This is a genomic window from Acidobacteriota bacterium (assembly GCA_039683095.1).
Lineage (GTDB): Bacteria > Acidobacteriota > Aminicenantia > Aminicenantales > Saccharicenantaceae > RBG-16-66-30.
In genome coordinates, this window is sequence record JBDKSB010000012.1 from 893,536 (window position 1) to 905,947 (window position 12,412).

Below are 12,412 nucleotides of genomic sequence, written 5' to 3' on the forward strand. Positions count from 1 at the left end.
CCCTAAACCTTCGGATTCGCGTAACAATACACGCAGCCGTGGCGACAGGCCTGCGCGTAGCTGCCGATATCCTTCGATTCCGTGCAGAGGCAGTCCGCCCGTTGGCCGCGGTCCTTGCGGCGCGAGGCCGGCTCGCGGCCCGGATGCAGCGACTCGAGGAGCGCCCCGTCGATGCAGGCCGACGGCCGGAGGCCGGGGACGCCGTCCAGGAGCGTCTGCGAGCAGGCGTGCAGGACGAGCCCCCGCTCGGCCGCGACGGCCGCGAGCCCGGCCGCCCGAGCCCGCTTTTCTTCGTCGGGCGGATCGACGAAGCGGAAGCCGCGGGCGCGGGCCCGCCGCTCGGCCTTGCCGTACCACTGCGCGAAGCTGATGCGGATGTCCCGGACGCCGTTCGCCGCCGCCGCGTCCGCCGCCTCCGTGAACCGCCCGAGGTTAGACCGTATCTCGCCCCCGTCCTGCCAGAAGACGGCGGGATCGAACCGCAGCGAGACGCGCAGGGGATCGCCGGCCAGGGCGGCCAGCCCGGGGAGCTCGGCCAGGGCCTCGCGGAACGAGGGCACCCCGGGCTCGATCGCCGTCCGGCCCAGGCCCGTCACGGTGAAGTGCAGATAAAGCTGATCATAGGCCGCGAGCAGGTCCCGCAGGCCGTGCGCGTTCCGCAGCAGGTTCGCGAAGTCCTTCGACCAGAGAACGATCGTATGGACCTTCTCCGGCGCGAGATCGACCCGATAGACGCCGCCCGCCGGCCCGGCCACCTCGGCCGCGCGACGGCGCAGGCAGGCGGCCAGCCAGTCCGGGAACGAGGCGACGAGGTCGGTGCGCCGCGAAGCGCTGATGACGGTCTTCAGGGTCTTATTCACGCCGGCGGAAGAGCCGGTCGCCGATGGTCTCGCCGAGGAAGAACTTGAACAGGAAGAAATAGATCAGCAGGAACACGCCGTAGAGAAGGAGCATCGGCCCGGACATGGCGCCCAGGATCTCGAACAGGGTCCGGCCCGTCGAGCCGGCGGCCAGCCAGAGGGCGACGAGCCAGAACAGGCCGACGAAGAGGATGTCGAAGGCCTTGGACTTGAAGAAGACCGAGAAGCTGAAGGGCGGCCGCGGCTCGGGCTCTTCGGCTTCTTCGGCGGCCTCAAAGGCCGGTCCGGCCGCCTCCCGAGGCCGCGCCGGCAGCACGGGCTCCCGGATGGGGCTGACTTGGCCCGCGGGCAGGACGACCTCCTCCGGGGTCAGGTCGCGGGGGATCTCCAGCGCCGCTTCCTCTTCCTCCCGCTCGTCCCGCTCTTCGTCGGCCAGCTCTTCGTCTTCCATGTCCGCATCTTCTCCGGCCACGGCCGCTTCGAAGGGCAGCGGGGCCTGCCGGACTTGTTCCGGCAGCCCGATGGTCGAGTCCGAAGCCCGGCGCCGCGGGAAGATCTCGACTCCCTCCTCCGTATCGGGGGAGAACGGCTCTCCGCCGCGCTGCCGGCGCGTCTCGACCGGACCCGTGTCCTCGGTGAAGACGGGCGCACCCTTCATGGTGCTGGCCCAGGGCGGGAGCGCCCCGGTCGACGGTTCGGGGGTGCCCGCCAAGGCGCCTTCCCCCGCGTCCGCTTCCTCCCGGGCCGGTCCCTCTTCCTCGCGTCCCGGCTCAGCTTGAGCCATCGGCTCGGCCCAGGGCATGGATCGGGGCTCGGGGATCGGCTCGGCCTCAGGGCGCCCGGAGGGCGGCTCCGGAGGAGCGGCGGGTGGTGCGGCGACGGCCCGTCCCTCGATGAACCTGTCCACCTTCTGCTTGCTCAGCTCGACCGTCCGGCCCAGGTTCTCGAATTCCTTGGTATCGAACGTGACCGGGCGCAGGGCCGCTTCGCCGGCGGTCGCGGCCTCGTCGGGAGGCGGCGTCTCGGCGACATACTCGATCTCGGGCCGCTCGCCGGAGGGCGGGGGCGGCTCCAGCTCTTCTTCCTCTTCTTCGAGCTCGTCCTCGATCTCGTCGTCGAGGGCTATCGGCATCGTTCCTTTTCCGTGTTCTTCGTCTTCCTCGTCTTCCTCCAGGCTTTCCGCGCCCTCCTGAGGCGCGGCCGAGACGGACGGCGCTTTCACCTCGCCGGTCTTGTCCTCTTCCGGGGCGGCGGCGATCCCTGCCTTCCCCGCGGCGGCGTCGTTCTCGTCGACCAGGATGACCTCTTCGGTGGGTTCGCTTTCTTCGTCCTCCTCCCCCTCCTCGCCTTCCTCGTCGACGAGATCTTCGGGGCGCATCTCCTCGGTCTTCTCTTCGAGCTCCTCCTCGATGTCGTCCTCGAGGTCCCTGTCCCCGGTCGGGCGCTTCTCGCCCTCGGGCTCTTCGACCGTGTAGTCCTTCTCCTCGACCTCGGCCTCGACGATCTTCTCGCCCGGGATCTCCTCTTCCACATCGTCGTCGTCGGCGAACAGCAGCTGGGTGCCGCAGTTGTTGCAGTACTTGTCGTTCTCGTCGATGATGGCGTGGCAATAGGGACAGCGGGTGATAGCCATTGATTTCATTATCATAAGGAAACGGGACGATGTCAATTGAATTGCGGGGCCCGTATCCTTTAGACTAGCGGCCGGAGGAAGCCGATGCCGAAGACGACCTACAGGACCGCCATGATCACCGGCGCTTCGGCCGGGTTGGGGACGGAGTACGCCCGTCAGCTGGCCGCCGCCGGGACGGATCTCATCCTCGTCGCCCGCCGCCGGGACCGGCTCGAGGAGCTGGCCGGGGAGCTCCGGGCCCGGCACGGCGTGACCGTAGAAACGCTCCAGGCCGACCTCGCCGCGCCGGAAGGGACGGCGGCCACCGAGGGCCGCGTCGCCGCGTGCCCGACGCTTGACCTCCTCGTCAACAACGCCGGCTTCGGCGGCAAGGCCGGGTTCGTCCGCGGCGACGTCGCGGACCACCTCGCCATGGTTCGCGTCCACGTCGACGCGACGGTCCGGCTGACCAGGGCGGCCCTGCCGGGGATGATCGGCCGCGGCCGGGGGGCCGTCATCAACCTCGCCTCCGTCGCCGCCTTCTCCCCGTTCTCGGGGGCGATGTACAGCGGGACGAAAGCGTTCTTGGTCATGTTCTCCGAGAACCTCCAGGCCGAGCTCCGCTCCAAGGGCGTCGTCGTCCAGGCCCTCTGTCCGGGCCTGACCCATACCGAGTTCCACGCCGCCGCCGGCCTGGACCTCTCGGGCCTTCCGCGGATCGCCTGGATGACCGCCGCGAAGGTCGTCAGGATATCGCTGAAGCGGCTCGGCCGGGGCGTCGTTTGCGTCCCCGGCTGGGTCAACAAGACCGTCTCCTTCCTGATGCGCTGCCCGCTGACTGCCGGGCTCGTCCGGCTGATCGGCCGAAGCCGGGCAGTGCGCGGCGGGTCGGGCGCGGTCAAGGCCTGAAGCCGCCGGGAGGATCCGGCCCCTGGCCGTCCCCGCCGTCAACTCAAGCAAGGCCACGCCAGGGCCATCCGGTTCTCGACCCTCGAGAAGATCTGCGAGGTTCTGGATTGCCAGCCCGGCGATATCCTGAGTTTCAAGCGGGAGGGCTGATCTGATCGGTGATCCCGTGGCGTCCCGGCCAAGATTGACAACCGCCCTCAATCCGATAAAATACGGTCGGCTGGGCGATTAACTCAGCGGTAGAGTGCTACCTTCACACGGTAGAAGTCAGAGGTTCAAGTCCTCTATCGCCCACACTTCCTTTATCCGAAACGCGGTCCACCAGTCCCCCTTGATTGAACAAGGGGGCAGGGGGATTAATATCTACGGACAAAGTCTTGAGAGGCGTTTCGGCAGGGAAACGCCGTCCGCAAGTTTCCCCCTTGAATTAACAAGGGGGCAGGGGGATTAAGACGAAGCTCCTGGCCGTTTACCACGACAACCCCGACATCACGGAAGCGGACAAGCTCCGCTCCAGCGCCTGCATCACCGTGCCCCCGGAAACGAAGGCCGACGGCGAGATCGGCCGGATGTCCATTCCCGGCGGCCGCTTCGCCGTGGCCCGCGCCGAGATCCTGCCCCGCCAGTTCGGGGAGGCCTGGAACGCCCTGATGAGGGATTGGTTCCCCGAGAGCGGCTACCAGCCCGACGACCGGATATGCTACGAGGTCTATCTCAACGACCCCAAGACCCATCCCGAAGGGAAGTTCCTGATCGAGATCTGCGAACCCGTCCGGCCGCTCTAACGGCCCGACCTCTCCGGGCCGCAGATCCTGTCGATCCAGGCAAAGAGCCGGTCCAGGTCGTAATCCCCGCCATGCCCCTGTCCCCACGGGATCGCGAAGTCGACGTCGAAGCCTTCGTTCCTCAGCTTCGCGGCCAGGATGACGGGGATGGCCAGGGAGGTGTCCCGGTCGACGGCGCCGTGGCGGATCCGCCAATGCCGGGCCGTGGAGGCCCCCTTCGCGCCGATGTAGCTCATCGGATTCATCATCTTCACGACCGCCGCGTCGGCCAGGGAGCGGTCCGCGCTGTTGTCCCTGCCGAACCGGGTGAAGTGCCGGCTGTCGACGGTCGCCGTGCCGAACAGGTTGTTCTCCGGGCTGCTGAGATCGAGGGCGTCAAAGGCGGGGGCCGTCTTCATCCTGGTGGCATACCGCGGGAAACGATCGAAGTCGATATCCGCGACCGTGGCGCCCCTGATGGTCAGCCAAGTCAGGCCGGACAGGTCCCCGCCGCCGTTCAGGGCGTCCTGCGCCGAGGCCATCACGAGGGATTTGATGTGATCCTTGAACGACCCGCCGCCGCTCGCGTCCAGGGTCAGGGGAGAGCCGTCGGCCTTCTTCAGTCCCAAGCCGTTCACGTACTCCGGGAACAGGGCCCTCAACCGGCCGGATATCTCGATCTGAGCGGCGGACATCGAACCCTTGGCCCTGCCGCTGTAGTCGTTGACGCCGTAGAACAGCCACTCGTAGGCGGCGTCCGCGTTATCCAGGTTCGTGATAGGGCAATAGCAGCTGGCGGCGAAGATATCGTCCCGCTCGGCGGCCGCGCCGATCTCCTTGAGGAAGGGCTCATAATCCGCGGCGTTGCCGGAAGCCCCCAGCAACGCCGAAAGCGCGCCGCCCGCGCTGGTGCCGCTGGAGACGATCTTTTCGGCGTCCCCGGGCATGATCCGGTCGTTATGCCGCAGGTAGCGGACCGCCGCCTTCAGGTCCACGATGCAGGCCGGAGCCTTGCCGGTCAACATCCCGTTCGCGTTCCGCAAGGTCCGGCCGCGCGTTCCGGGCGCCGCCACGACGCAGCCCCTCGATAGGGCCATGAACGCGGCGTTCGGGCGTCCGTCCCTGGCCTGGCCGGGGCCGCCGGCCAAGCCGGGCATGTAGCCGCCCACGGAATTCGGGAAGAAGATGGGAGCCGTCCTGGCGTTGTAGCCCCCGACCGTCTCGCCCTTATAGAACGCCTCAGGCACAAAGAAGCTCAGGCTTTGATATCTCGCGTCGACTGGGTTGGCCGCATAGACTATGTTCTCATAGGCGCGGTAGGCAATCGTCAGGTCGCCCACCGTCAGGGTCTTTACGCTGCAGCGGGCTTCGTCGAACGCCAAGCCCGGGTTTCCCTGTCGCGCCGCCGGCGCGACCCCGGCCGGGCTCCCCGGAGCATTGGCGCGCTTGGCTATGACCGATGCCGCATCGGCATCGCCCACGACGCTCCGGTCGGCCGCCGCGACGACCGCGAGACCCAGAAGCAGAGTGAAGATGGCCTGGCTTTTTTTCAAGGCGGTTCCCCTTTCAGAAGACACAACTCTTCATTCCCGGCATGACGATGCCGATCCTCCTTCCCGGCGGAACCCGGCCCCCGGGGAAGGGCCTCCCGGACGGCCGGGACGCCCGCGCTCAGAAAGCCAGGCCGATCGTCGCCGAGAGGACGCCGTTCTTCAGATCGATCGTTCCCAGGTCTGGGATCTCGAGTTTCTGGAGCCCCATCGTGTACCGGGCATCGATATGGACCGAGCCGCCCAGCTGGAGGCCGGCGCCGAAGACGGCGCTGTAATCGGATTTCGGCATGTCGTCGATCTTATAGCCCTCGACGGCCGCTTTCAGCTTCCAGCCGAAGGCCGGGCCGGCGAAGACGAACGGATGGACGCTGCCCATCGGGATCCGGACCTTGAGGAGGACCGGGATCTCGATGTAGTCGAACTTGAGCTTGCCTTCGCCCGTATCGGCCCCCTTCATCGTATAAAGGATCTCGGGCTGGATGGTCAGGACCCGGCCGAAATTCAGCTCGAGGAAGATCCCGCCGCAGAACCCGACCGTGCTCTTCCAGTCGGCGAGGGCGTCGGAGAAATTGCCGTTGACGTTGGCGACGTTCGCCCCGCCCTTGAGGCCGAACTTGACGCCGGCGGCGGCCGCCTGAGGCAGGGCCAGGACCGTTACGAACAGGCCGATCACCAGGATCCTCGACAGGTTCTTCATTGGATCTCCTTTCGAGCGAAATTAGCCCGGGCTTGCAGCGCTCGCGGACATGGTTCCCTGGCGACATCCTAACAAAATCCGCGCTGCTTGTTAAGGGTCCGCGGCGGGCCGCTCCCCCTCGCCAGGGCCCTCGTTCCCGGCCGGTCCTTTGGGAATCCGCTATAATGGAATTCCTATAGTGCAATTCGGAGATGAAACCGACCTATGTCCGCAAAGAGAATTTTGCTGGCGTCGTTCGCCCTGGCCCTGCTCGCGGGCCGTTGCCGATACAGCGTCGAGAACGGCGGGGTTGACCTGTCCCGGTTCCGCGAGGACCCCAGACTCGTCTCTGTCCCCGATGAGCTGAAGGGGCTCGTCCCCACCAATGCCGAGGCCGTCCGGGAGGTCCGGAGCCGCGACCGCGCCGGCGACCTGCGGTTCGTCGTCATCGGGGATACGGCCTCCAACGACAACGAGACGTTCAAGGGCTTCCTGCGGGAGATCGCCGCGCTCGACCCGCCGCCCGCGTTCATCGTCCACCTGGGCGACCGGGGCACCTCGCCCGTCATCAAGACCTTCGGCGCCTACCTGAAGGCCGTCGCCGATCCGCCCTGCCCCATCCTCCACGTCGAGGGGAACCACGACCTCCGGGAGGAGGGCGAGCGGATCTCCCGGGCCTTCTTCGGAGACCGGGACTTCTATTTCGACCTCGACGACAAGCGCTTCGTGTTCATGGGCGACGCCCGCCCCCACGGGGCCCAGGGTTTCACCCGCGAACAGCTGAGCTGGCTCGAGGGCGTGCTGTCCGCGCCCTCGCCTGCCCGGAAATTCTTCTTTGCCCATGTCCCGCCCCAGGCCCCGTTCAAGAGGATCAACCCGGGGCTGTCGTCCCTGTTCACGCCGGCCATCGAGAACGAGCCGGCGTTCCTGGACATCCTGGCCCGCCATCACGTCGTTCTGGCCGCTTTCGGCCACCGCCATGTCCACGCCTCGCTGGTCTACCACGGCGTCCTCATGGTCATCACCGGAGGCGGGGGCCAGCGGAACGCCATGTACCCGAACGTCCGGGAGCCCCTTTTCACCAAGAAGCACCATTACACGCTCGTGGACATCCCCGGCTCGGGGCCCGGCGAGCCGCTCCGGGGGGTCCTGTCCTGCATGGGCCAAGGGCACGAGACGCTGTTCATTTCGTCGTTCAGCCAGCCGAGCCTGCTCGCCGGCGCCGTGTCTCCGGCCGTCGCCCTCCGGCCCTATCCGGCCTCGGACTTCGGCCCGTTCCGGCCCGGCGATCCCATCGCGGCCGCGATGGCCGTCTCCAGCCGCACGCCCTGACGGCGCCTTGATTCCCGCCGCCCCTTCTGACATCATGGGGGGCGATAACGAGGTCCCGATGGCGATCTTCGGCAGCGCGGGAGGGATGGAAGATGAACGGTAGACGCGGGCGCACAAGGCTCCTGATCCTCTGCGGCCTGCTGCTGGCCGCGATCCTGGCCGCTCTCCTTCTCCGGCCGTTCCGGGACGAAGGGGCCGGGGCCGCCGGCCTCAAGCGCCCCGTGCTCGCCGACGAGCTGGGCCCGTTCAAGTCCCGCCTGGGACCCGCGCGCTACTCGTCGCACGACGAGGAGCTCTTCGTCCGGGACTTCTTCTCGGACCGCCGGGACGGCTTCTTCGTGGATATCGGCGCGGGTCATTACCGCGATCGCAGCAATACCTATTACCTGGAAAAGGAGCTCGGCTGGTCCGGGATCGCCGTCGACCCTCTTCCCGGCCTGGCCGCCGGCTACGTCAAGCATAGGCCGCGGACGAGGTTCTACCCGATGTTCGTTTCCGACGTATCCGACCGCCAGGTCCTTCTCCACGTCGGCGACAACAGCCTGTTCTCCTCGGCCCAGAAGGGCTTCACGGAGGAGTTCACCGGCGTGAAGGCCGCGATCGATGTCCGGACGGTCAGGCTCGATGACCTGCTCGCCGCCGAGAACGTCGGCCGGATCGACTTCCTGTCGCTGGACGTCGAGCTGCACGAACCCCAGGCCCTGGCCGGCTTCGACCTCGGGCGCTTCCTCCCCGGTCTCGTCTGCGTCGAGGCGCATCCCCAGGTGCGCCAGCAGATCCTGGACTACTTCGCCAAGCGCCGGTACGTCGTGGTCGCCAAGTACCTGCGGGCCGATCCGCAGAACCTCTGGTTCATGCCGCTCCCCGAATAGCCCCGGCCATGCGCATCAGGATCCTCGGCACGCGCGGCGAGATCGAGGAGACCGCGCCGTATCATTCCCGGCATTCCGGCGTCCTGGTCGATGGCCGGCTCCTGCTCGACCTGGGCGAACCCGGGTTCCTCGACCGCCGGCCCGAGGCGGTGCTGATCACGCACCTCCACCCCGACCACGCCTGCTTCGTCCGGGCCGGAGCGGCGCCGCCGCCCGCCGGCATCCCGATCTTCGCGCCGGAGAGCCGTCCGGGGTTCGCCCTGACGGTCCTGGGCAAGCCGGCGACGGTCGCCGGGTACGAGGTCCGGCCCATCCCCACCCATCACAGCCTCAAGGTCGCGTCCCAGGCCTACCTCGTTTCGGACGGCGCCGCGAGGATCCTCTACACCGGCGACATGATCTGGATCGACAAGGAATACCATCCTCTCTTCGAGGGGCTCGACCTGGTGATCACCGAGGCGAGCTTCATCCGCCCGGCCGGCCTGGTGAAAAAGGACCCGGCGACGGGGAAGATCTACGGGCACCGGGGGGTGCCCGGCCTGGTCCATCTTTTCAAACCCTATTGCCGGCGCATCGTCCTGACCCACTTCGGGGCCTGGTTCTACAAGGACGCGCGGGCGGCTCGCCGGGAGATCGGTCGGCTCGGGCGCGAGAATGGCGTCGTCCTCGAGGCCGCCCGCGACGGCCAAGAGATCGTCGTCCGGGGGGCCGGAGTACGGCCGTCCCGGCCTTGAACCGGCTCCCGCCCCGGTGCTATAGTTTGGCCGCATCAGGAGGGACAACATGACCGCGACACAAGCGAAAAGGGGCCGGGCGGCGATCGGCGCGGCGGCGGTCCTGGCCGCGCTCCTGGCCGCGGCCGGGCTCCCGGCCGGACCGGGCCGGACGGACAACCTCAAGGGCGCGGGCATCCGCAGCTCGACCTACGGCCGTCCCAACGATCCCGGCCCGGGTTATTGGGCCCGCACCGGGGTCGAGATAGCGGCCAAGTTCCCCGGCGCGAAACCGGAGGCCATCTGGATCGTCAGCCGGCTGAAGGGCCGCGGCACCGAGATGTCGTTCCCCGTTCCCGAAGGCGTGGATCCGCTCATCAGCGGTCTGCCCGAGGACATCTCCGAGCCGGTCCTCCGTCTCTTCGACGAGCTGGGCTACCGGGTCTGGCTCCAGACCGAGCCCGCCTGGGCGCCCGTCGACAAGGTCTTTCACGTCATGCTCGATCATTACGGCCATCACAAGTGCGTCGTCGGCGTCGGCGTCGACATCGAGTGGCATCGCTCCAACAGCCCCGACCTCGGCGACCCGGTGACCGACGAGATGGCCAGGAGCTGGCTGGCCGCGGCCCGGGCCCACAACCCCGCCTACCGGATGTTCCTCAAGCACTTCCGCGAGAACGTCATGCCGCCGACCTTCCGCGAAGGCATCATGTTCGTCGACGACAGCCAGATCTTCAAGTCGTCCGGCGAGATGATCGAGGAGTTCGCCAAGTGGGGCCGGACCTTCGCCCCGTCGCCGGTCGGGTTCCAGTACGGCTACCAGACCGACAAGCCCTGGTGGGGCCTGATGAAGGACCCGGTCAGGGAGATCGGGGACCGCATCCTGGCGGCGGCTCCGAACACCGAGATCCTGATCTGGGTCGATTTCTCGGTCCAGGACGTCTTCCCGCCCGACCCGGCCAAGGGCGACCGCGTGCCGCCGAAGAAATAGCGGCGGGAGCCGGTCCATGGAACGCCCAAAGGGCCGGCCGCGGTTCCGGGCGCTGGACCTCGTCCTGGTCCTGGCCCTCGTCCTGATCGCCGGGCTGGCGGCGGCCTTTCATTCCCGGGTGGGCCGCTGGCCGGCCGTGGCCCTGGGCTGCCTCGGAGCGGCCGGGCTGTTTCTCGGCCTGAACCTAATCCAACGGCGCCTGACCCGGCCGGGCGGACGGTTCTTCCTCCGGCTCCTGTCGGTGTCGCTAGCCCTGGGGGCGATCTACGAAGCGTCGCTCCGGCTGGCCTTCATCGCCTGGCCGGCCTGGCAGGACCGATCCCTGATCGCGCTGGAGAAGGCCTTGTTCGGCGGCGCGCCGACCGTCTGGCTCCAGGCCTTCGTCAGGCCGGGCCTGACGGAATGGATGATGTTCGCCTATGTCTTCTATTTCGCCCTCTATCCGATCGTGACGGCCGTCCTTTTCTTCCGCCGCGGCGAAGCGGTCTTCGAAGGGTTCCTGTTCACCCTGGCCTTCAACAACATCGTCTGCAATTTCCTCTATCCCGTTTATCCCGTGAACAACCCGGTCGCCGGTCTCGGGGCCCTCCACACCGTCCCCCTCGAGGGGTACGCCGCCACGGCGGTGGCCGAATTCATGCGCGCGTCGATGACCCCCGGCGGCGGCATGCCGAGCGGGCACGCCGCGGCGACGACGATCATGCTCCTGGCCGCCTTCAAGCACGAGCGCCGGCTCTTCTATCCGCTGCTTGCCCTGGGGCTGTCGCTCATAGCCTCGACCGTCTACGGCCGCTTCCACTACCTCTCGGACACTCTCATGGGCGTCGGGCTGGCGTTCGTCTGCTGGCGGGCCGCCCCGCTCGTGAAGCGGCGGCTCGACCGGGCTTTGGCCCGCTGACCCGGGAATCATTCGCCGGGGCTCCCGGCCGCCCCGGTGATCGGGCCTCCATAGAGCCGGTATTCGTCGAGCTGGCAGGACGGGATGAGGCCGCCCTTATAGGCCATCTGGTTCAGGCAGCCGTCGCAGAGATTGATCTCGCCGTCCAGGATCTCGTTCGGCTGCTGGATGTTGACGCACTGGATAAAGAGCGGGTCGAAGAGCCGGGCGGGACGGCCGAGGCCGGCCCGAAGGTACCTGAAGAACGCCCGCCGGATCTCGCGGTCGGCCCCGGCGAGAAGGAAGATCCTCTTCCCGATCCGGGGCCTGGCGAAGCCGGCCATGTAGCGGCCCTTCCGCAGGTGGGTCCAGGCCTCGTTCAGCTCGACCGTCTTCGGGCCGACGGTCCCGAAAATGCCGCGGGGAGAGCCAAGATAGAGGATGATGAGGAACTTGTGCGTTTCGGGCCGGGCCGTGCCGCCCAGGTAGGCGGCCGGGCGCGTCCCGGGGAAGGCCCGTTCGACGACCTCGTAGATCTCCTCGCTGGTCATGGTGACCTCGCGGCTGTCCGCGGCGCCGCTCTGCCAGCGCGAGGTGTCGATGACCCGGCCCTCGGCCATGTACGTCTTCCCCGGCGAAAGGTCCAGCCCCCGCAGGGCGATGAGCGAGACGTTCTGGACCTTGGCGATGTTCGTCCGGACCCATTCGAGGATAGCGGGGACCTCGGGCAGGGTCCGCCGGGTCAGGGTCGCGTTGAAACCGCACTGGACGCCGCCCAGGCCGGAGACCATGTCGGCATAGCGCTGCCGCAGCTCGTTCAATCCCGATTCCGAGCGTCCCTGCCAGCCCGGCCGGTCCTGGCCGCTGTCGACGTGGAAGAAGATCTGGCGCAGCCCGGCCCGCCGGAGCTCTTCCGCGAGCTCCGGGCTGAACCTCTGCCCGTTGGAGAAGATGACCGGGTCCATCCCGTTCCGGCGGATGAACTCGACCACCTCGACGATCCGGGGATAGATGAGGGGTTCGCCGCCGGCGATCGAGATCCGGCCGCAGTTGGTCAGCCGCCGGCAGAGGAGGATGTCGTCCTCGATCTCGGCCAGGGCGCGGTGGCCTTCGAGGCGATGACGGTAGCAGCCCGGGCAGGCAAGATCGCAGGCGTCGGTCACTTCGACCCAGGCCCCGGGATTGTCGGCCTTGGACCAGGGGAGCTTGTACATCCTCTTCCTGTCGATCGGCATGGGCTCGGCCTTCTTTCA

At 67.8% G+C, this 12,412-nt stretch carries 12 protein-coding genes, 1 tRNA gene and 1 pseudogene; 9 read left to right on the top strand and 5 right to left on the bottom strand.

Annotated elements, in window-relative coordinates; genetic code table 11:
• Positions 1–2 precede the first annotated feature (2 nt).
• On the bottom strand, positions 3–860 hold the full coding sequence (locus ABFD52_11685; protein ID MEN6561427.1) for a DUF1848 family protein: 858 nt from the start codon (positions 858–860) through the stop codon (positions 3–5).
• The gene (locus ABFD52_11690; GenBank protein MEN6561428.1) at positions 853–2,493 is read right to left on the bottom strand and encodes a zinc-ribbon domain-containing protein; all 1,641 of its coding nucleotides are present in this window, start codon (positions 2,491–2,493) and stop codon (positions 853–855) included. Before ABFD52_11690 ends, ABFD52_11685 begins: the two co-directional genes overlap by 8 nt.
• Positions 2,494–2,577: 84 nt before the next feature.
• Between ABFD52_11690 and ABFD52_11695 the strand changes: the two genes are divergently transcribed.
• The 4 genes and pseudogenes from ABFD52_11695 (at position 2,578) to ABFD52_11710 (ending at position 4,166) form a co-directional block, all read left to right on the top strand.
• Positions 2,578–3,381 carry an SDR family oxidoreductase gene (locus ABFD52_11695; GenBank protein ID MEN6561429.1) on the top strand — a complete coding sequence of 268 codons (804 nt, stop codon included), beginning with the start codon at positions 2,578–2,580 and terminating at the stop codon, positions 3,379–3,381.
• Positions 3,382–3,423: 42 nt separating this feature from the next.
• Positions 3,424–3,531: pseudogene (locus tag ABFD52_11700) on the top strand (helix-turn-helix domain-containing protein).
• A gap of 72 nt (positions 3,532–3,603) precedes the next feature.
• Positions 3,604–3,675 (top strand) — tRNA-Val (locus ABFD52_11705).
• Between the two features lie 167 nt (positions 3,676–3,842).
• Positions 3,843–4,166, top strand: coding sequence for a GyrI-like domain-containing protein (locus tag ABFD52_11710; protein MEN6561430.1), 324 nt, complete (start codon positions 3,843–3,845; stop codon positions 4,164–4,166).
• On the opposite strand, the gene ABFD52_11715 is transcribed toward ABFD52_11710, so the two are convergent.
• Complete coding sequence (locus ABFD52_11715) at positions 4,163–5,698, bottom strand: subtype B tannase (GenBank protein ID MEN6561431.1); 1,536 nt, start codon at positions 5,696–5,698, stop codon at positions 4,163–4,165. The two genes, ABFD52_11710 and ABFD52_11715, sit on opposite strands and share 4 nt — an antisense overlap.
• A gap of 118 nt (positions 5,699–5,816) precedes the next feature.
• Complete coding sequence (locus tag ABFD52_11720) at positions 5,817–6,395, bottom strand: porin family protein (GenBank protein ID MEN6561432.1); 579 nt, start codon at positions 6,393–6,395, stop codon at positions 5,817–5,819.
• A 204-nt stretch (positions 6,396–6,599) separates the two neighbouring features.
• Between ABFD52_11720 and ABFD52_11725 the strand changes: the two genes are divergently transcribed.
• From ABFD52_11725 to ABFD52_11745, 5 genes are all read left to right on the top strand, one after another.
• Positions 6,600–7,706, top strand: coding sequence for a metallophosphoesterase (locus tag ABFD52_11725; GenBank protein MEN6561433.1), 1,107 nt, complete (start codon positions 6,600–6,602; stop codon positions 7,704–7,706).
• 92 nt (positions 7,707–7,798) lie between these two features.
• Positions 7,799–8,578, top strand: coding sequence for an FkbM family methyltransferase (locus ABFD52_11730; protein ID MEN6561434.1), 780 nt, complete (start codon positions 7,799–7,801; stop codon positions 8,576–8,578).
• An 8-nt stretch (positions 8,579–8,586) separates the two neighbouring features.
• Complete coding sequence (locus ABFD52_11735) at positions 8,587–9,312, top strand: MBL fold metallo-hydrolase (protein MEN6561435.1); 726 nt, start codon at positions 8,587–8,589, stop codon at positions 9,310–9,312.
• A 49-nt stretch (positions 9,313–9,361) separates the two neighbouring features.
• A complete protein-coding gene (locus tag ABFD52_11740) occupies positions 9,362–10,282 on the top strand; it encodes a hypothetical protein (protein MEN6561436.1) in 921 nt (306 codons plus the stop codon).
• A 16-nt stretch (positions 10,283–10,298) separates the two neighbouring features.
• The gene (locus ABFD52_11745; GenBank protein MEN6561437.1) at positions 10,299–11,180 is read left to right on the top strand and encodes a phosphatase PAP2 family protein; all 882 of its coding nucleotides are present in this window, start codon (positions 10,299–10,301) and stop codon (positions 11,178–11,180) included.
• A gap of 8 nt (positions 11,181–11,188) precedes the next feature.
• Here the strand turns inward: ABFD52_11745 and ABFD52_11750 are convergent, their stop codons facing one another.
• Positions 11,189–12,394 carry a radical SAM protein gene (locus ABFD52_11750; protein ID MEN6561438.1) on the bottom strand — a complete coding sequence of 402 codons (1,206 nt, stop codon included), beginning with the start codon at positions 12,392–12,394 and terminating at the stop codon, positions 11,189–11,191.
• Positions 12,395–12,412: the final 18 nt, after the last annotated feature.